The sequence below is a fragment of the Pseudomonas sp. ADAK2 TE3594 genome, assembly GCF_053628675.1.
Window position 1 is genome coordinate 6,070,203 of record NZ_JBRJGV010000001.1, and the last position, 19,115, is coordinate 6,089,317.

At 59.9% G+C, this 19,115-nt stretch carries 21 protein-coding genes; 10 read left to right on the plus strand and 11 right to left on the minus strand.

Annotated features, from left to right (window positions below; genetic code table 11):
• Positions 1-45 precede the first annotated feature (45 nt).
• Entirely contained in the window at positions 46-333 is a 288-nt protein-coding gene (locus AB7M22_RS27355; RefSeq protein WP_008076254.1) for a DUF2782 domain-containing protein, read from the plus strand.
• A 59-nt stretch (positions 334-392) separates the two neighbouring features.
• Positions 393-1,343, plus strand: coding sequence for a homoserine kinase (locus tag AB7M22_RS27360; protein WP_253545653.1), 951 nt, complete (start codon positions 393-395; stop codon positions 1,341-1,343).
• A 117-nt stretch (positions 1,344-1,460) separates the two neighbouring features.
• On the opposite strand, the gene znuA is transcribed toward AB7M22_RS27360, so the two are convergent.
• Positions 1,461-2,381 (minus strand): zinc ABC transporter substrate-binding protein ZnuA, encoded by a 921-nt coding sequence (gene znuA, locus AB7M22_RS27365; RefSeq protein ID WP_454188351.1) that lies wholly within the window; start codon positions 2,379-2,381, stop codon positions 1,461-1,463.
• Positions 2,382-2,447: 66 nt separating this feature from the next.
• Here znuA and zur point away from each other — a divergent pair, with 66 nt between their 5' ends.
• Genes zur through AB7M22_RS27385 form a run of 4 tightly spaced genes read left to right on the plus strand, consistent with a single transcriptional unit; the run spans position 2,448 to position 5,250 of the window.
• Positions 2,448-2,930 (plus strand): zinc uptake transcriptional repressor Zur, encoded by a 483-nt coding sequence (zur, locus tag AB7M22_RS27370; protein WP_007902861.1) that lies wholly within the window; start codon positions 2,448-2,450, stop codon positions 2,928-2,930.
• Positions 2,930-3,715: a zinc ABC transporter ATP-binding protein ZnuC gene (gene znuC / locus AB7M22_RS27375; RefSeq protein WP_008007978.1), complete on the plus strand. Its 786-nt coding sequence runs from the start codon at positions 2,930-2,932 to the stop codon at positions 3,713-3,715. Before zur ends, znuC begins: the two co-directional genes overlap by 1 nt.
• A complete protein-coding gene (znuB, locus tag AB7M22_RS27380; RefSeq protein ID WP_007902855.1) occupies positions 3,708-4,496 on the plus strand; it encodes a zinc ABC transporter permease subunit ZnuB in 789 nt (262 codons plus the stop codon). Before znuC ends, znuB begins: the two co-directional genes overlap by 8 nt.
• Before the next feature lie 37 nt (positions 4,497-4,533).
• A complete protein-coding gene (locus AB7M22_RS27385) occupies positions 4,534-5,250 on the plus strand; it encodes a PA5502 family lipoprotein (RefSeq protein WP_007902852.1) in 717 nt (238 codons plus the stop codon).
• Between the two features lie 96 nt (positions 5,251-5,346).
• Here AB7M22_RS27385 and katE read toward each other — a convergent pair whose 3' ends face one another.
• On the minus strand, positions 5,347-7,485 hold the full coding sequence (katE, locus tag AB7M22_RS27390) for a catalase HPII (protein ID WP_454188352.1): 2,139 nt from the start codon (positions 7,483-7,485) through the stop codon (positions 5,347-5,349).
• Positions 7,486-7,750: 265 nt separating this feature from the next.
• On the opposite strand from katE, the gene AB7M22_RS27395 reads away from it, so the two are divergent.
• Genes AB7M22_RS27395 through AB7M22_RS27405 form a run of 3 tightly spaced genes read left to right on the plus strand, consistent with a single transcriptional unit; the run spans position 7,751 to position 10,266 of the window.
• Complete coding sequence (locus AB7M22_RS27395; protein ID WP_454188353.1) at positions 7,751-8,758, plus strand: methionine ABC transporter ATP-binding protein; 1,008 nt, start codon at positions 7,751-7,753, stop codon at positions 8,756-8,758.
• Entirely contained in the window at positions 8,758-9,432 is a 675-nt protein-coding gene (locus tag AB7M22_RS27400; protein ID WP_008007981.1) for a methionine ABC transporter permease, read from the plus strand. Before AB7M22_RS27395 ends, AB7M22_RS27400 begins: the two co-directional genes overlap by 1 nt.
• 60 nt (positions 9,433-9,492) lie before the next feature.
• The gene (locus AB7M22_RS27405) at positions 9,493-10,266 is read left to right on the plus strand and encodes a MetQ/NlpA family ABC transporter substrate-binding protein (RefSeq protein ID WP_454188354.1); all 774 of its coding nucleotides are present in this window, start codon (positions 9,493-9,495) and stop codon (positions 10,264-10,266) included.
• Positions 10,267-10,460: 194 nt separating this feature from the next.
• Here the strand turns inward: AB7M22_RS27405 and AB7M22_RS27410 are convergent, their stop codons facing one another.
• From AB7M22_RS27410 to AB7M22_RS27430, 5 genes are read right to left on the minus strand one after another with little or no spacing between them, the layout of a single operon-like run.
• Positions 10,461-11,096 (minus strand): SCO family protein, encoded by a 636-nt coding sequence (locus tag AB7M22_RS27410; RefSeq protein WP_454188355.1) that lies wholly within the window; start codon positions 11,094-11,096, stop codon positions 10,461-10,463.
• Complete coding sequence (cyoE, locus tag AB7M22_RS27415) at positions 11,093-11,992, minus strand: heme o synthase (protein WP_454188356.1); 900 nt, start codon at positions 11,990-11,992, stop codon at positions 11,093-11,095. The genes AB7M22_RS27410 and cyoE overlap by 4 nt, the downstream gene beginning before the upstream one ends.
• Positions 11,980-13,059, minus strand: a complete 1,080-nt coding sequence (locus tag AB7M22_RS27420) for a COX15/CtaA family protein (RefSeq protein ID WP_454188357.1) — start codon at positions 13,057-13,059, stop codon at positions 11,980-11,982. Before AB7M22_RS27420 ends, cyoE begins: the two co-directional genes overlap by 13 nt.
• Positions 13,060-13,069: 10 nt before the next feature.
• Positions 13,070-13,663: a hypothetical protein gene (locus AB7M22_RS27425; RefSeq protein ID WP_454188358.1), complete on the minus strand. Its 594-nt coding sequence runs from the start codon at positions 13,661-13,663 to the stop codon at positions 13,070-13,072.
• Positions 13,629-14,369, minus strand: coding sequence for an SURF1 family protein (locus AB7M22_RS27430; RefSeq protein ID WP_454188359.1), 741 nt, complete (start codon positions 14,367-14,369; stop codon positions 13,629-13,631). Before AB7M22_RS27430 ends, AB7M22_RS27425 begins: the two co-directional genes overlap by 35 nt.
• 70 nt (positions 14,370-14,439) lie before the next feature.
• Between AB7M22_RS27430 and AB7M22_RS27435 the strand changes: the two genes are divergently transcribed.
• On the plus strand, positions 14,440-14,643 hold the full coding sequence (locus tag AB7M22_RS27435) for a twin transmembrane helix small protein (RefSeq protein WP_007902820.1): 204 nt from the start codon (positions 14,440-14,442) through the stop codon (positions 14,641-14,643).
• Positions 14,644-14,658: 15 nt separating this feature from the next.
• On the opposite strand, the gene AB7M22_RS27440 is transcribed toward AB7M22_RS27435, so the two are convergent.
• The 4 genes from AB7M22_RS27440 to coxB all read right to left on the minus strand — a co-directional run bounded on the left by AB7M22_RS27440 (position 14,659) and on the right by coxB (position 19,069).
• Positions 14,659-15,546, minus strand: a complete 888-nt coding sequence (locus tag AB7M22_RS27440) for a cytochrome c oxidase subunit 3 (protein WP_008007995.1) — start codon at positions 15,544-15,546, stop codon at positions 14,659-14,661.
• A 33-nt stretch (positions 15,547-15,579) separates the two neighbouring features.
• The gene (locus AB7M22_RS27445; protein WP_030129648.1) at positions 15,580-16,137 is read right to left on the minus strand and encodes a cytochrome c oxidase assembly protein; all 558 of its coding nucleotides are present in this window, start codon (positions 16,135-16,137) and stop codon (positions 15,580-15,582) included.
• Between the two features lie 129 nt (positions 16,138-16,266).
• Entirely contained in the window at positions 16,267-17,859 is a 1,593-nt protein-coding gene (gene ctaD, locus AB7M22_RS27450) for a cytochrome c oxidase subunit I (RefSeq protein ID WP_454188360.1), read from the minus strand.
• An 82-nt stretch (positions 17,860-17,941) separates the two neighbouring features.
• Positions 17,942-19,069, minus strand: coding sequence for a cytochrome c oxidase subunit II (coxB, locus tag AB7M22_RS27455; RefSeq protein ID WP_008007999.1), 1,128 nt, complete (start codon positions 19,067-19,069; stop codon positions 17,942-17,944).
• Positions 19,070-19,115 lie beyond the last annotated feature (46 nt).

Here is a 19,115-nt window from a genome sequence, read left to right on the forward strand (position 1 = left end):
GCGCTAGAATAGCGGGACCGTTGACGACAAAGGGACAAGGTTATCATGCGCACACTAAATCGCTTGTTGCTGGCTGGCTTGTTTGCAATCACCCCATTGGCTGTCATGGCGGCGGACGACGCGCCCTCGGCGGACCCGGATGTAACAATCCGCACGGAAGGTGACAAAACCATTCAGGAATATCGGCAAAATGGCTTTTTGTACGCCATCAAGGTGACCCCGAAAGTCGGTAAACCGTATTTCCTGGTGCGCGCTGATGGCTCGGACGGTAACTTCATTCGCTCGGACCAGCCGGATATGCTGATTCCGTCGTGGAAAATATTTGAGTGGTAAACCGCTCCTAACTTAAATCGGCGCCGGCAGTCGCGGCGCCCGTACTGGCAGTTTTAACCATGTCTGTGTTCACCCCCCTGGCTCGGCCCGAGCTGGAAACCTTTCTCGCCCCTTACGGGCTCGGCCGCCTGCTTGATTTCCAGGGGATCGCCGCCGGTAGTGAAAACACTAATTTCTTTATCAGCCTGGAGCAGGGCGAATTTGTCCTGACCCTGGTCGAGCGCGGTCCGGTGCAGGAGATGCCCTTCTTCATCGAACTGCTCGACGTGCTGCACGACGCCGACCTGCCGGTGCCTTATGCTCTGCGCACCACCGACGGCGTTGCGTTGCGCGAACTGGCCGGTAAACCTGCGCTGCTGCAACCTCGTCTGGCGGGCAAGCACATCAAGGACGCCAACGCGCAGCATTGCGCCCAGGTCGGCGAGCTGCTGGCTCATCTGCACTTGGCGACCCAGGCCAACATGATCAAACGCAAAACCGATCGCGGCCTGGACTGGATGCTGGAGGAGGGCACGCAGTTGCTTTCGCATCTGAATGCCGAGCAAAGCGATTTGCTGCAACGGGCGCTGGATGAAATCACTCAGCAGAAGACGAAAATTCTGGCGCTGCCGCGAGCCAACATCCATGCGGACCTGTTCCGCGATAACGCAATGTTCGAAGGCACGCACCTGACCGGGTTGATCGACTTCTACAACGCCTGTTCGGGGCCGATGCTCTATGACGTGGCGATTGCCTTGAACGATTGGTGTTCGGACGAACAAGGGCAGCTTGATGGCGCTCGGGCGCGGGCATTGCTGGGGGCTTATGCCGCGCTTCGACCGTTTACCGCTGCCGAAGCCGAGCTATGGCCGACCATGCTGCGCGTGGCATGCGTACGGTTCTGGTTATCGCGGTTGATCGCCGCGGAGTCTTTCGCCGGGCAGGACGTGTTGATTCACGATCCGATGGAGTTTCAGCTGCGCTTGGCGCAGCGGCAGAAGGTCAGCACGCCGCTACCTTTCGCCCTCTAAAGCATCGCGGGCAAGCCACGCTCCCACAGGGTTTGTGTCGTTCATAATATTGGCGAACGACACAAACCCTGTGGGAGCGTGGCTTGCCCGCGATTGGGGGCGACACAATTTTCGGAACTACAACGACTCCAAACACCCCGCCAAATCATTCCCCAGCTTTTCCAACACCTGCTCATACCCCTGAGCGGTCGCTGGCGTGTACCCGCCCAGTGCATCCAGTTCCGCCAGTTTCACCGGCAGCCCGGCCACCAGGGTTTCTGCCAGGCGTGGGCGCAGCGGAGGCTCGCTGAACACGCAGGTCTTGCCGACTTCCTGCAACCGCGTGCGCATCGCTGCCACGTGTTGGGCGCCGGGCTGCACTTCGGCAGCGACACTGAACACGCCGGTGTGCTTGAGGCCGTAAGCGTCTTCGAAGTAGTCAAAGGCTTCGTGGAACACGAAATATGGTTTGCCCGCGATACCCGCCAGACGGGCCTTCAGGCGCAGGTCTAAAGCATCCAGGCGCTCATCGAATGCCTTGAGGTTGCTCTGGTAGCGCGCCGCGTTGGCCGGGTCGGCGGCGCTCAGATCGGCGGCCATTTTGGTGGCGATCACTCGGGCGTTGATTGGTGACAACCACAAGTGTGCATCCAGGCTGCCGGGGCGGTGATCGTGATCATGCTCGTCGGCTTCTTCGGCGTGGGAATGGTTATCTTCGGCGAAATGTCGCAGTTTCAGGCCAGGCAAGTCCTGCACCGCGACGCTGGGCAGCGTACGACCTTTCAGCACGCGAGGCAGGAAACCTTCCATGTCCGGGCCGATCCAGTACACCAGATCCACCGATTGCACTTTCCGTACGTCGGAAGGGCGCAGGGCATAGTTATGGGGCGAGGCGCCAGGCGGCAGCAAGACTTCCGGAACTGCTACACCGTCCTGTACCGCAGCGGCGATCAGCTGCAGGGGCTTGACGCTGGTGAGGACTTTGACCTCGGCTTGAGCTGAGCCAATCAGCAGAAAAGTTGCGACAAATGCGACAAAGATAGAAAAAACTCGGGACACGATGACCACTCGAAGAGGCGAGAACGGGTAACATAATAACGTCTCTCACAAAACTCGTCGCCGCTCATGCCTAAAACACCGATTGCCAGCCGTCCCCACGACCACTCTCATTGCGTTCATAGCGCACTGTCTGAGGCCGATGCCTTGTGCGCACGTCAGGGGCTGCGCCTGACCGCTTTGCGCCGGCGGGTGCTGGAACTGGTATGGCAAAGCCACAAACCGTTGGGTGCCTATGACATTCTGGCGGTGCTCAGCGAGCAGGACGGCCGCCGCGCCGCGCCTCCTACCGTGTACCGCGCACTGGATTTCCTGCTGGAAAACGGTTTGGTGCACCGCATCTCCTCGCTGAACGCCTTTGTCGGCTGCAATCACCCGGAACACGCCCACCAAGGCCAGTTCCTGATCTGCCGCGAATGCCACGCCGCCATCGAACTCGAACAGAAATCCATCAGCGACGCGATCATCAATAGCGCCAAAGATGTCGGATTCATCGTCGAGGCCCAGACCGTTGAAGTGATCGGTCTCTGCTCGGGTTGCCAGGGGGCTTGATGAGCAACGCGCTGATTCGCCTCGAGCAGGTGGCTGTCACCTTTGCCGGGCAAAACGTGCTGGACAACATCGAGCTGAGCGTCGAACCGGGGCAGATCGTCACCTTGATCGGCCCCAATGGTGCCGGCAAAACCACGCTGGTGCGCGCCGTGCTCGGTTTGCTGAAACCGGACAGCGGCAGCGTCTGGCGCAAGCCGAAGTTGCGCGTCGGTTACATGCCGCAAAAACTCCATGTTGATCCGACCCTGCCGCTGTCGGTGCTGCGCTTCTTGCGTCTGGTCCCGGGCGTGGACCGCGCTCGGGCGTTGGCCGCTCTTAAGGAAGTCGGTGCCGAACAGGTCATCGACAGCCCGGTGCAAAGTGTTTCCGGTGGCGAAATGCAGCGGGTGCTACTGGCGCGGGCGTTGCTGCGCGAGCCGGAATTGCTGGTGCTCGATGAGCCGGTGCAAGGTGTTGATGTGGCCGGTCAAGCCGAGCTCTACAGCCTGATTACACGCTTGCGCGACCGTCATGGTTGCGGCGTTTTGATGGTCTCTCACGATCTGCATCTGGTGATGAGCACCACCGACCAGGTGGTGTGCCTGAACCGCCACGTCTGCTGCTCCGGGCATCCCGAGCAGGTCAGTGGCGATCCGGCGTTCGTCGAACTGTTCGGAAAGAACGCACAAAGCCTGGCGATTTATCACCACCATCACGACCACGCTCACGACCTGCATGGCTCGGTGGTCAGCGCGGCCCCGTCGGCCCCTACCCACGTTCATGGAGATAGCTGCAAGCATGGCTGATTTTCTGCTCTTTGCCCTGCTTGCAGGTCTGGCCCTGGCGCTGGTCGCGGGCCCGCTGGGTTCGTTCGTGGTCTGGCGACGCATGGCCTATTTCGGCGACACGCTGTCCCATGCCGCATTGCTCGGCGTGGCATTGGGTTTTCTGCTGGATGTCAGCCCGACCGTTGCCGTCACGGTAGGCTGCTTATTGCTGGCGGTATTGCTGGTGACGTTGCAACAACGGCAACCACTGGCGTCCGACACGCTGTTGGGAATTCTCGCACCGAGCACGCTCTCGCTTGGCCTGGTGGTACTAAGCTTCATGCATGAAGTGCGGATCGACCTGATGGCTTATCTGTTCGGCGATTTGTTGGCGATCAGCCCGACCGATCTGGCCTGGATTCTCGGCGGTAGCGCGGCGGTGCTGGCATTGCTGGTCACGCTGTGGCGACCTTTGCTGGCGATCACGGTGCATGAAGAACTGGCCAAGGTGGAAGGTTTGCCAGTGGCGGGGTTGCGCCTGGCGCTGATGTTGCTGATCGCTGTGGTGATTGCGGTGGCGATGAAAATCGTCGGCGTGTTGCTGATTACTTCGTTACTGATTATTCCAGCGGCTGCGGCACAGCGTCACGCCCGCTCGCCGGAGCAGATGGCACTGGGCGCGAGCCTGCTGGGCATGCTCGCGGTGTGTGGCGGGCTGGCGTTGTCCTGGTTCAAGGACACCCCGGCCGGCCCGTCGATTGTGGTGACGGCCGCCGCGCTGTTTCTGCTGAGTTTTGTCCTGCCCCGTCGAGGGGTGTAGACTTGCTCGTTTTTTGCGCAAATAGAGAGTCGCAGGAATGAAGCTGTTCGCCTCCCGTTATCTGCTCCTTGTCGCATTTTCGCTGCTGCTGGGCGCTTGCCAGAGCACGCCACCGGCAGCCACCGAGGCCCCCGATGCACGGGCCACGGCTATCGCACAGCTGGAACAAAGCCTGGCCAGCAGCGAGCTGGCCACCGCCGAAGGACAATTGGCGGCCTTGCAGGCCGAGTCGCCCAACGATCAATCCCTCGAGCAGTACCAGCGGCAATTGGCTGAAGCTTATTTGCTGCGTAGCCAGATCGTGTTGCAAAAAGGTGATGTGAATGCAGCCGCCACCGCCCTCAGCCGTGCCCGGGTATTGATGCCCAAGGCCCCGGCGCTGACCGGTGGTGTCAACAGCGCCATTGTCCATGCCCGCAAGGCAGAACTGGATAAAGCCGAAGCGGCTCTCAAGGCTGCCGAGGCCAAACCTCAGGCCAAAGTCATCGACCCGACGGCTGAAAGCACTACGGTGGCGTTGAATCTCACCGATATGAGCAAGCTTCGTCGTCAACTGGATGCCATTGCCGCCGATGTGGTGAATTATCAGTGCGACGTGAGCATTCAGGCGCCACGCACTCAGGATTACCCTTGGCTGGCCACGCTGCTGACCAAGCGGGTGAAGAAGCTGGATTCGGAGTTTGATCTGAAGCTGGAGAAGCAGATTCTGCGCAACATTCCGGCGCAGATGGTTTTGAGTCCGCGCAAGCCTTAAAAGCTTCGCGGGCAAGCCTCGCTCCTACAGGTGCAGCGTAAACCCGGTAGGAGCGAGGCTTGCCCGCGAAGGCGTCCTCCTGTTCGATAAAGATCCTCAAGCCGGAATCGCCTTGGCCTTTGGCTCCCTATCCCAAACCCGATGCTGTCCGATCGCGGCAAAAAACGCCTCGAACAGCTTGGCATCGTTACCCACGATTACCCCCGCATCCACTTCCAGCTTCAACACATCCAACAACTGCCTGGCCTCGCTATGCAGCGCAATCGCTTTCAAGTGCTTATAAGCCTCCAGCAGGTAATGCAGCGCCACGCCATCGGTACTCAGTGCCTTGATCGACGCCGCGCCACCTGGCACGAACACTGCGTCGAACGCTACAGAAGGCAGCCCTTCCATAGACGCATCCACCGGCAGCGCTTTGCCATCGGCGGTTGTCACGGGGGCCGAGGTCGGGCCGAGCAGTTTGGCGTGCGCGCCTTCGGTCATCAGAGCCCTCTTCATCGCATCAATCGCCGCGCCGTCCACCCCGTTGGCCGCCAGAATGGCTACTTTTCGGGTTTTGATGTCCCCCGACAGCAGGTTGGCCTGGCTCAGGGCAGGGGAATGGTCGAGTGACGTTTTACGCACCTCGACCGTTCCGGCCTTCGGTACCGGCAAGCCCAGGTTCTGCGCCACGCGTTTGGCCAGTTCCAGATCGATATTGGCCAGGATCTCATTCACCTGCCGGGTACGAATAAATTCGCGTTCGACCTTGCCCAGCTCGAAGCTGTAGGCCGCGATGATGTGTTCCTGCTCATGCTTGCTCATGCTGTGAAAGAACAGCCGCGCCTGAGAGAAGTGGTCGCTGAACGACTCACTGCGCTGACGGATTTTCGCAGCGTCGATGCGCTCTGGATAAGTCTCGAAGCCGCCGTCCTGCGCTGCCGGTGGGGTTTCTTTCGGCCAGCCGCTGTCGATGGAGTTTGGCTCGTAGGAAGCGCGTCCTTTGTCGATGGTGGTTCGGTGCTGCGCATCTCGTTGACCGTTATGGAACGGTGACACCGGGCGGTTGATCGGGATCTCATGAAAATTCGGCCCACCCAGTCGGCTGATCTGCGTATCGGTGTAGGAAAACAACCGGCCTTGCAGCAACGGGTCATTGGAGAAGTCGATCCCCGGCACGATATGCCCAGGGCAGAAGGCAACCTGCTCGGTCTCGGCGAAGAAGTTGTCCGGGTTGCGGTTGAGCACCATCTTGCCCAGCGGAGTGATAGGGACGACTTCTTCGGGAATGATTTTGGTCGGATCAAGCAGGTCGAAATCAAAGGCATGTTCGCTTTCTTCCTCGACGACCTGTACGCCCAATTCCCATTCCGGGTAGTCCCCTATCTCGATGGACTCCCAGAGATCGCGACGGTGGAAGTCGGTGTCTTTGCCGGCGAGCTTCTGCGCCTCATCCCACACCAGCGAGCAGGTGCCGGCGGCGGGGCGCCAGTGGAATTTTACGAAGCGCGCCTTGCCTTCGGCGTTGATCATGCGAAACGTGTGCACGCCGAAGCCCTGCATGGTGCGCAGGCTTTTGGGGATCGCCCGGTCGGACATGGTCCACATCACCATGTGCGCGGATTCCGGTACCAGAGAAACAAAGTCCCAGAACGTATCGTGGGTCGAACCACCGGTAGGAATATCGTTGTGGGGTTCGGGTTTTACAGCATGTACGAAGTCAGGAAACTTGATCGCATCCTGAATGAAGAACACCGGCATGTTGTTGCCCACCAGATCGAAGTTGCCTTCGTCGGTAAAAAACTTCACCGCGAAACCTCGTACGTCCCGCACGGTATCGCCTGATCCACGCGGACCTTGCACCGTGGAAAAGCGCACAAACACCGGCGTTTTTTGGTTTGGGTCTTGTAGGAAACCGGCCTTGGTCAGTGAGGAATGGGTTTCGTATGGCTGGAAGTAACCGTGGGCACCGGTGCCACGGGCATGGACGATGCGTTCAGGAATGCGTTCATGGTCAAAGTGCGTGATCTTTTCACGCATGATGAAGTCTTCCAGCAATGACGGCCCGCGAGCGCCGGCCTTTAACGTGTTCTGATTGTCCGCGACCTTCACACCCTGGTTGGTGCGCAAGGCCTGGTCGGTGGCATCGGAGCGAAATTTTTCCAGGCTGTCGAGCTTGGCATTGGTGTTGCTGCGGTCCAGGGTGGCGGTCCCGGCCAGTGCGCTTTTGGGGGCGGCAGGCTTTTTAGTACTCATCAGACGTAAACTCCTCGTTGCGATTCCCGTCGTGGCCAAGGCTTATGAGCCATTGCGCAGACAAGGCATCCAGGCATTCTCGAGTTGCTTAATCAGTGACCGATGGCGCGTTGGCGCCGTTCCCTTTTTCTGACCTTTGATCGCGTTATTGCCAAATCGTTGGTTGAATGCGGAATAAATGCTAATAACCTCTATACGGACAGGCTAAAATACGCGCCCGGCTAACCGCTGATCCTTTTCCAACGCGCCCCACAAGGTTCGCTACGTGATCGAGTTTCAAAACGTCCACAAAACTTACCGCGTCGCCGGTAAGGATATTCCCGCCCTGCACCCGACCAGTCTGACGATTGAGAATGGTCAGGTTTTTGGTCTGATCGGCCATTCCGGCGCGGGAAAAAGTACCCTGCTGCGTCTGATCAACCGCCTGGAGAACGCCAGTGGCGGCAAGATCATCGTCGATGGCGAAGAGGTCACGGCGCTGGATACCAATAGCCTGCGGCGCTTCCGTCAGCAGGTCGGGATGATTTTCCAGCACTTCAACCTGCTGGCGTCCAAGACCGTTGCCGACAACGTCGCGCTGCCGCTGACCCTCGCCGGTGAACTGTCCCGTAGCGAAATCGACCGGCGTGTGGCGGAGTTGCTGGCGCGGGTCGGCCTGTCTGACCATGCGAAAAAGTACCCGGCGCAATTGTCCGGTGGTCAGAAGCAGCGTGTCGGCATCGCCCGCGCCTTGGCAACCAAACCGAAAATCCTGTTGTGCGATGAAGCTACCAGTGCCCTGGACCCGCAAACCACGGCGTCGGTCCTGCAACTGCTGGCCGAGATCAACCGCGAACTGAAACTGACCATCGTCCTGATCACCCACGAAATGGATGTGATCCGTCGGGTCTGCGATCAGGTCGCGGTGATGGATGCCGGCAAGATCGTCGAGCAAGGTTCGGTGGCCGAGGTATTCCTGCATCCCAAGCATCCGACCACCAAGCGCTTCGTGCAGGAAGACGAGCAAATCGACGAAAGCGAACAGCGCGACGACTTCGCTCACGTACCGGGGCGCATCGTGCGTCTGACCTTCCAGGGCGAAGCGACCTACGCGCCATTGCTGGGTACCGTCGCCCGGGAAACGGGCGTGGACTACAGCATCCTGGCCGGTCGTATCGATCGCATCAAAGACGTCCCTTACGGGCAATTGACCCTGGCCGTTACTGGTGGCGACATGGAAGCGGCGTTTGCCCGCTTCACCGCAGCTGACGTCCACATGGAGGTGCTGCGCTGATGGAAGTCCTGATGAGTTTCTTTTCCAACATCGATTGGTACGAAATCTGGCTGGCCACCGGCGACACCCTGCTGATGCTCGGCGGTTCGCTGTTGTTCACGGTGCTGCTGGGCTTGCCCTTGGGCGTGCTGTTGTTCCTGTGCAGCCCGCGCCAGTTGCTGGAAGCCAAAGGCGTCTACGCGATGCTGTCGCTGGTGGTGAACATTCTGCGTTCGCTGCCGTTCATCATTTTGCTGATCGTGATGATTCCGTTCACCGTGTTGATCACAGGTACCTCCCTGGGTGTTGCCGGTGCGATTCCACCGCTGGTGGTGGGCGCAACTCCGTTTTTTGCACGACTGGTGGAAACCGCCTTGCGTGAAGTGGATCGCGGCATCATCGAGGCGACCCAGGCCATGGGCGCGACGACACGTCAGATCATCACCAATGCCTTGTTGCCGGAAGCCCGTCCCGGCATCTTCGCGGCGATTACGGTGACAGCGATTACACTGGTGTCCTACACGGCAATGGCCGGTGTGGTCGGCGCTGGCGGTCTGGGCGACCTGGCGATCCGTTTCGGTTACCAGCGTTTCCAGACGGATGTGATGGTTGTGACGGTGGTGTTGCTGCTGATGCTGGTTCAAGTGCTGCAAACCGTTGGCGACAAATTGGTTGTCCATTTCTCACGTAAATAAGTCATGAGCCGGCCATTCGCTGGCAGGCGCCATACGGGCGTCTCACAAGGAGTTAGCTGAATGAAAAAACTACTCGTCGCATTCGCTGCCGTTGCAGCCTTTTCCGCACACGCTGCCGACACCCTGACCGTCGCAGCCACTCCGGTGCCTCACGCGGAAATCCTCGAGTTCGTTAAACCGGCCCTGGCCAAAGAAGGCGTGGACCTGAAGGTCAAAGTCTTCACCGACTACATCCAGCCGAACGTGCAGGTGGCCGAGAAGCGTCTGGACGCCAACTTCTTCCAGCACCAGCCGTACCTGGATGAGTTCAACAAGGCCAAGGGCACTAACCTTGTCAACGTTGCCGGTGTGCACCTGGAGCCGCTGGGCGCTTACTCCAGCAAGTACAAAGCGCTGACCGAGCTGCCGGGCGGCGCCAACGTGGTGATCCCGAACGACGCCACCAACGGCGGTCGTGCGCTGTTGCTGCTGGCGAAGGCTGGCCTGATCAAGTTGAAGGATTCGAACAACATCCTCTCGACCGTCAAGGACATCACCGAGAACACCAAGGACCTGAAATTCCGCGAACTGGAAGCCGCGACCATCCCGCGCGTGCTGACTCAGGTCGATCTGGCGCTGATCAACACCAACTACGCGCTGGAAGCCAAGCTCGATCCGTCCAAGGATGCGCTGGTCATCGAAGGCAGCGACTCGCCGTACGTGAACATCCTCGTTGCCCGTCCGGACGACAAGGACAGCGCGGCGATGCAAAAACTGGTTGCTGCCCTGCACAGCCCGGAAGTGAAAGCCTTCATTCTCGAGAAGTACAAAGGCGCGGTATTGCCGGCGTTCTGATGTTGAAGGGGACGCAGAGCGTCCCTGGCTGCATTCCCACGCGGAGCGTGGGAACGATCAAAAACGGGGACGCATTGATTGCGTCCCCGTTTTTTATGCCTGAAATACCACCCCTGTAGGAGCCAGGCTTGCCGGCGAAGGCGCCCGTGAGATCGCTTTCGCCGGCAAGCCTGGCTCCTGCGGTTCTGTGTTGGTTATTCGCGCTTGAGCATTACCGGCAACTGCGCCACCAGTTTCTGGTTGTTCAACGGTGCACGAATGAACCCACGCTGCGTTCCGTCCGGGCCGAGCACCGCCAGGTTGCCGCTGTGGTCGACGGTGTAGTTAGGCTTGCTGGTGTCCGCCGGAATGAACGGAATACTCACCGCATTGGCCAGTTTCTGAATGTCTTCGACCGAGGACGCAGTCAGCCCGATGAACTGTGGATCGAAGTAGCCCAGGTACTGCTTGAGTTGCTTGGGCGTGTCGCGATTCGGGTCGACGCTGACCAAAACGATCTGCAACTTGTCCACCGAGTCCGCCGGCAGTTCGCTCTTGATCTGCCGCAGCTGGGCGAGGGTGGTCGGGCAGATGTCCGGGCAGAAGGTGTAGCCGAAGAACAGCAAACTCCACTTGCCTTTCAGCTCGTTGACCGCCACCGGCTTACCGTCCTGATCGGTCATCTTCACGTCCGGCAGGTTACGGCTTTGGGGCAACAGGATGATCCCCGCATCGATCAGTGCCGTCGGGTCGCCCTGGTTTTTTCCGGTCAGTACTTTATTGATGGTCAGGCCCAGGATCAGCGCGATCAAGGCGACGAGAATGAAGACGGTTTTCTGGGTTCGAGTCATAGGTTCAACAGTAAGTAGTGGTCTACGAGCAGCGCGATAAACAGCAGGAACAAGTAGTAAATAGAGTACTTGAACGTGTTGATCGCCGCGTGCGGCCGAGTGCCACGGTACAGCACCACGGCCCATTGCAGAAACCTCGCGCCCAATACGAGGGCACAAATCAGGTAGAGCACGCCGCTCATGTGGATCACGTAGGGCATCAGGCTGACGGCCAGTAGTGCAAAGGTATAAAGCAGGATGTGGACTTTGGTGTAGTGCTCGCCATGGGTCACCGGCAGCATCGGAATGTCAGCCTTGGCGTATTCCTCCTTGCGGTGAATCGCCAGTGCCCAGAAGTGCGGCGGGGTCCAGGCGAAGATGATCAGCACCAGCAGCAACGGTTCGGCACTGACATGACCGGTGGCGGCGGTCCAGCCGAGCAGCGGCGGGGCTGCACCAGCGAGGCCGCCGATGACGATGTTCTGCGGCGTCGCACGTTTCAGGAACCCGGTGTAGACCACGGCATAACCGAGCAACGACGCGAGGGTCAGCCATGCCGTCAACGGGTTGGTGAAGGCCAGCAGCAAGGCCTGGCCGAGCAGCGCCAGCACCAGAGCGAAAGTCAGCGCAGCGCTCGGAGATACCCGACCTTCGGCCAAGGGCCGCTTGTGGGTCCGGGCCATGACAGCGTCGATGCGTCGGTCCACCACATGGTTGACCGCCGCCGCACCGCCGGCACACAAGGCGATCCCCAGATTGCCGAACACCAACACCGTCCACGGCACCCCGGCGCGTGTCGCGAGAAACATGCCGACCAGCGAGGTGATGAGCATCAGCACCACCACTTTCGGCTTGGTCAGCTCCAGGTAATCGCGCCAGATTGCCTGACTGTGACGTTCGCCGATCAGGGTCGCCATGGCATTTCTCCTTTTATTGTTATAGGCCCGGCCGAGTGTTTACGCAGGCTGAGGCGCCAGCGTACCGGGGGCTGATGCTTGACCCGAACCAGGCTGGTTCGCGCGTGATAATTGACCAGCACCATTGTCAGTAGCAGCGCTGCGCCACCGGCGTTGTGGGCGACGGCCACCGGCAGCGGCAAGTGAAACACCACGTTGCTGATGCCCAAGGTGATTTGTGCGGCAAGGGCGATTAGCACCATGGCGGCCAGGCGCGTCATGCCGACGACCTTCAGTTGCCAGGCCAGACCGAGCAGAACGAGGGTGACCAGTAGCGCGCCAATACGGTGAGTCAGGTGAATTGCGGTGCGGGCATCGCTGTCCAGTTGCCCGCCCAGGTAATTGGGGCCGATGTGTTGGGTCAGGTGAAAGCCGTTGGCGAAATCAGTCGGTGGCAGCCATTGTCCGTGGCACATCGGAAAGTCGATGCAGGCCACCGCCGCGTAATTGGAACTGACCCAGCCACCAAGGGCAATTTGCAGGATCACCAGCAGCAAGCCGGCGGTTGCCCAGTACTGCAAACGCCGTGGCACGGTCAGCGCCGGCAATACACCGGACAGACGCAAGGTCAGTAGAAACAACAGGCTCAAGGTCGCAAAGCCACCGAGCAAATGCCCGGTGACCACTTGCGGCCACAGCTTGAGTGTCACCGTCCACATGCCGAACGCCGCTTGGCCGATCACCACCGTCAACAGGAAAAGCGGTAACTTGACCGGCTGCCCCGGATGATGACGATGGACCCAGGCGCGGCCCGCCAGTACTGCGATCAATAGCCCCAGCGTGCCGGCGAAGTAGCGATGGAGCATCTCGTTCCAGCCTTTGTGGGCTTCTACCGGCGCGTCGGGAAAATGCAGTTCGGCATGGGCCAGTTGGGCTTCACTTTGCGGCACGCTGATAAAGCCGTAGCAACCGGGCCAGTCCGGACAGCCGAGGCCTGCGTGGGTCAGGCGTGTGTAGGCGCCGAGCAACACCACAATCAGTGCCAGCAAGGTGGCAAACAGCGCGAGGCGAAATCCAGGTTTGGCCATGACGATGCCCTTATCCGATGTTCGACAGTTTCAGCAAATGGCGCAGGTCGTTGAGCAGGTCCTTGCCCTTCACCGTCGGGTCGTAGCGCAGCACCAGATTGCCGTGAGGGTCGATGATCCACAGGTGCGGCGTGTCATTGCTCTGCGCGCCTTTAATATAGGTCGGCAAGTCCAGTGAGTAGCGTTGCAACTGCGGGTACTCGCGTTGAAGTTTAGTCTCGTAATCGCTGTTCAGTGGCTGCGCGATGGCTAGCGCATGGCTGGCGCGGGAGGCATCGCGACCGAGGCCGATCTGGATCTGGCGCGCCAGATAAACCAGCTGCTGGCAGTCCACCGAACAGTCCTTGGGCGCGGTCACCAGCAACTGCCAGCGGTCTTCTTGCGCCGGTACGCCGATGTCGGCGCGGGTCTGGCCATTGCCGATCAGTTCGCCGTGATAACTGCGGCCCTCCGGCACCCAGAACTGCAATTTGTACATGCCGGTGGCGAGGATCATCGGACCCACCACTCCCAACAGGATCAGCAACAACTGCAAGCGCCCGCGCCGACGATTTACCGGCGTTTTCGCCTCAGACATGCCGAGTGGATTCATGGCCGCTCCCATTATTTTTCTCCTTTGCGTTGTGCCAACCGAGATAGAGGTAAAGGCCGAGCAGGGCTATCGACAGGGCGAACCACTGCACGGCATAAGCCAAGTGTTTTTCCGGCCCCATGGCCACCACCGGCCAATCGGCCTGGTAGGTCGCGGGACCGCTTTGCGCGCGTAATTCGTAGGCGAAACCGTCACGCTCAAGCGCTGCCCAGAGCCTGGCAGGTTCAATGGCGGTGACCAGTTGTGGCCAGGTCGTGGCGTCTGGGTCGGCGTGCAATTGGAACGTTGCGCCGGGGGAGACGTAGACCCAGGCGTCGAGGCTCAATGCCTGAGTCGGTGTGGTGAATGACGGCGGTGTGCGCCGATCCGGCCACGGCAACCAGCCGCGATTGACCAGCAGCCAGAGCCCGGTTGCCCGGTCCTGGAACGGTTGCAGCAACTCGACCCCGACCTTGCCGTCGCGCTGACGGTTGTCCAGCAGCAGGCTGTGTTCGGCGTCGAATTGGCCATGCAGGCGAACCCGGCGGAAGGCCGGATCTTCGGTGTGTTGCAGTTCAGTGCTGGCCATCGGTTCGGCCACCCGGCGCTCGGCGTAGCTTTGCAGCAGCGCGCTTTTCTCCGCGCCCCGGCTCAACTGCCAGAACCCGAGTGACACCAGCAAAGGCAGCAGCACCGCGACCACCAGGGTCGGCACGAGGCCCGGCCGGAAGCGTTTCATGGCGTCGCCAGAAAGTCGGTAGTCGCGATAGCTATACTCAAATGCATCGCCTGTCCCCCGGAGTGTCACCATGCTCAAAGCAGCCATCGTCCTGATGCTGATTGCCACGGTTGTCAGCCTGTTCAGCGGCCTGTTTTTTCTGGTCAAGGACGACAGCCACTCGAATCGCCTGGTCATCGCCTTGAGTGTTCGTGTTGCGCTGGCCGCCGCCACTGTCGGCTTGATCGCCTGGGGTTTTTTCAGCGGCCAGTTGGTATCTCACGTGCCTTGGTAGGCAGAGAGTCAAGGCTCAGAGCACGTAGACGAAAACGAACAGGCCGATCCACACCACGTCCACGAAGTGCCAGTACCAGCTCGCCGCCTCGAAGGCGAATTGATGGTCGGCATCGAAGTGCCCGCGCATGATCCGCATCAGCATGACGAACAGAATGATGGTGCCGATGGTCACGTGGGCGCCGTGGAAACCGGTGAGCATGAAGAACGTTGCGCCATAGATGCCTGAACCCAGGGTCAGGCCCAGTTCGTGGTAGGCGTGCAGGTATTCTTCGGCCTGGAAACCGAGGAACGCGCAACCGAGCAACACGGTCAGCGCCAGCCAGATTTTCAGCGCGCCGCGATGGCCCTTCTTCAAGGCGTGGTGAGCAATGGTCACGGTGACGCTGGAGCTCACCAGCAGCACGGTATTGAGCAGCGGCAGGCCCCAAGGGCTGATGACTTCCTTGGGGGGAGGAAAGAGTTTCGAGTCCGGGTTGTTCAGCAGCGGCCAGGTGAATTCAAACGCCGGCCACAGCATGTGAGCGATGCCTTTGGTGCCTTCACCGCCCAGCGCCGGCCCCGCGATGTTGCGCACATAAAACAACGCACCGAAAAAGGCGATGAAGAACATCACCTCGGAGAAAATGAACCAGCTCATGCCCCAGCGGAACGAGCGGTCCATCTGTGCGCTGTACAACCCTTGGCGACTTTCCTTGATCACCGTACCGAACCAGCCGAACAGCATGTAGGCCAGCAGCAATCCGCCGACGAAAAAGATCAGCGGGCCGTGGGATTCCGGCCGCGCAGCCTTCAGGTCGTTGAACCAGGTGCCCAGGCCGAACACCGTGACGAACATGCCGACCGTGGCGATAATCGGCCATTTGCTCTGGGCTGGAACGTAATAATGTTCATGAGTTGCCATTTATTGTTCTCCTTATCGGGCACGCTTTAACGCCTAACCGCCGGTGCTTGCTGCAACAGCCACGGGCGGATGACGTGCGGTGATATCGAACAGCGTGTAGGACAGCGTCAGGTGCTTCACATCCTTGGGCATGTCGCGGTCAACAATGAACCGTACCGGCATCTCGATTCGTTGGCCGGGCTGCAGCACCTGCTGGGTGAAGCAGAAACATTCGGTCTTGTGGAAGTACGCCGCAGCTGCGCTGGGCGCGATGCTCGGCACCGCCTGGGCACTCATCGGGCGATCGGTGGGGTTGTGGGCGATAAAAATCATCTCGTTCACCGCCCCCGGGTGAGCGGTCAGCTCATCACTCTTGGGATAGAAATCCCAGGTCATGTCGGCGGAGTTGGTTGACAGAAACTGCACGCGAACCTGCCGCGAGGCGTCGACCGTTTGCTCGCCTTCATACTGCCCGGAGGTTTTGCCATTGATGCCGAACGCCTTGCACATCACGTCGTAGATCGGCACCAGGGCAAAGCCGAAGACAAACATCGCTACCACCACCAGCAACAGGCGGGTGACCAGTTTCTTCATCGAGATCGAATCAGCCATGATGCTCAACCTCCACCGAGAACTCTGTGGGAGCGGGCTTGCCCGCGATAGCGATATGTCTGACACACCGCGCCGCATGCATCGCAGGCAAGCCAGCTCCCACAAGAATTCCTACAAGGCCGAGGCGTTTCATTTCACTTCCGGCGGTGTGGTGAAGGTGTGATACGGCGCCGGCGACGGAATGCTCCACTCCAGGCCTTCTGCTCCATCCCATGGTTTGGCCGGTGCAGGCTCGCCGCCACGAATGGTCTTGATCACGATGAACAGGAAGAAGATCTGTGTGGCGCCAAACATGAACGCGCCGATCGACGACACCATGTTGAAGTCGGCGAATTGCAGGTTGTAGTCCGGAATTCGCCGCGGCATGCCCGCCAGCCCCACGAAGTGCATCGGGAAGAACGCCATGTTCATGCCGATGAACGAGAGCCAGAAGTGCAGCTTGCCGAGGGTTTCGTCGTACATGTGGCCGGTCCATTTCGGCATCCAGTAGTAGGCCGAGGCGAAGATCCCGAAGATCGCCCCCGGCACCAGCACGTAGTGGAAGTGCGCGACCACGAAGTAGGTGTCCTGGTACTGGAAATCCGCCGGGGCGATGGCCAGCATCAGCCCGGAGAAGCCGCCAATGGAGAACAGAATGACGAACGCCACGGCGAACAGCATCGGCGTCTCGAAGGTCAGCGAGCCTTGCCACATGGTGCTGGCCCAGTTGAACACCTTGACTCCGGTGGGCACCGCGATCAGCAGCGTGGCGTACATGAAGAACAACTCGCCCACCAGCGGAATGCCGACCACGAACATGTGGTGCGCCCAGACGATGAACGACAGGAACGCAATACTCGCCGTGGCGTAGACCATCGAGGTGTAGCCAAACAGCGGCTTGCGCGAGAAGGCCGGGATGATCGAGCTGACGGCACCGAAGGCCGGCAGGATCATGATGTACACCTCGGGGTGGCCGAAGAACCAGAACACATGCTGGAACAGCACCGGATCCCCGCCACCGGCGGCACTGAAGAAACTGGTGCCGAAGTGGATGTCCATCAGCATCATGGTCACGCAGCCGGCCAATACCGGCATCACCGCGATCAGCAGGAACGCGGTGATCAGCCAGGTCCAGACGAACAGCGGCATTTTCATCAACGTCATGCCGGGGGCGCGCAGGTTGAGGATAGTCGCGATCACGTTGATCGCCCCCATGATCGAACTGATCCCCATCAAGTGGATGGCGAAGATGAAGAACGTCACGCTTTCCGGCGCGTAGGTCGTCGACAGCGGTGCATAGAAGGTCCAGCCGAAGTTCGGCCCGCCGCCGGGGGTGAACAGGGTCGATACCAGCAGGATGAACGCCGCCGGCAGCAGCCAGAAGCTGAAGTTGTTCATCCGCGGCAGGGCCATGTCCGGCGCGCCGATCATCAACGGGATCATCCAGTTGGCGAGGCCGACGAAGGCCGGCATCACCGCACCGAACACCATCACCAGGCCGTGCATGGTAGTCATCTGGTTGAAGAATTCCGGCTGGACGATTTGCAGTCCCGGCTGGAATAGCTCGGCACGGATCACCATGGCGAACGAGCCGCCCAGCAGGAACATGGAGAACGCAAACCACAGGTACAGCGTGCCGATATCCTTGTGGTTGGTGGTCAGTACCCAGCGCATCAGGCCTTTGGCGGGGCCGTGGGCGTGGGCGGTGCCGGTATGAACATGGTCATCGACTACAGCAGTCATGTCCTGTCTCCTGCAAACGGATGGGCTGGGCGGGCCGGGGCGTCATGCCCCGAGCGGTTCCTTACATGCGCAATTAACCGGGTCATTTGCTTTCCGCCTGTTTCAGCTCCAGCACTTCTTTAGGGGTGACCATGTCGCCTTTGTTGTTGCCCCAGGCGTTACGTTCGTAGGTCACGACCGCTGCGATATCGACTTCCGAGAGTTGCTTGCCGAACGCCGCCATGGCGGTGCCGGGCTTGCCGTGGAAGACAATGCTCAGGTGATCCTTGATGGGGCCGGTGGCGATTTTTGAGCCCTTGAGCGCCGGGAACATCGGCGGCAGGCCCTGGCCCTCAGCCTGGTGACAGGCCACGCAAGTGGTGTGATAGACCTTGTCGCCGCGCTCCTTGAGTTCGTCGAGGGTCCATTCCTTGCTGGTCAGCTCTTTGAGTTGCGCAGCTTCCGCCTTGCGTTCGCCCAGCCAGGTTTCGTAGTCGGCCTTTTCCTTGACCTCGACCACGATCGGCATGAAGCCGTGATCCTTGCCGCACAGCTCGGCGCACTGGCCACGGTAGATGCCGGGTTTTTCGACACGGGTCCAGGATTCATTGACGAAGCCCGGAATCGCATCGCGCTTGACCGCAAAGGCCGGCACCCACCAGGAGTGGATGACGTCGGCGGAGGTCACCAGAAAGCGCACCTTGGCACCGATCGGCAACACCAGCGGCTTGTCGACCTCCAGCAGGTAATGCTCGCCCTTGGTTTCCTTGTTGTGGATCTGATCGGCGGGAGTGGTCAGGTTGCTGAAAAACTCGACGTCCTGACCCAGGTATTTGTAGTGCCACTTCCACTGATAACCGGTGACCTGGATATCGATATCCGGCTCAGTGTTGTCGTACATCTTGATCAGGGTGGCGGTTGCGGGGACCGCCATGGCCACCAGAATAAGCAGGGGCACGATGGTCCAGAGAATTTCGACGGTGGTGCTTTCATGAAATTTAGCGGCCACCTGCCCGGTCGAGCGGCGGTGGATCATCATCGACCAGAACATGGCGCCGAAGACGATGATGCCGATCACTACACAGATCCAGAAAATGGTCATGTGCAGGTCGAATACTGCGTGACTGATTTCAGTCGCTCCAGGCGCCATATTCACAGTCCAGGCCGCTTGCGCCTGACTGAAAATCGACCACAACAGGAGGCCCATCCAGACATGTGGATGTCGCATCATTGCGGGTTCCCCTTATAGTTCTTTTTATCCCGCCGGCTTTCACCTG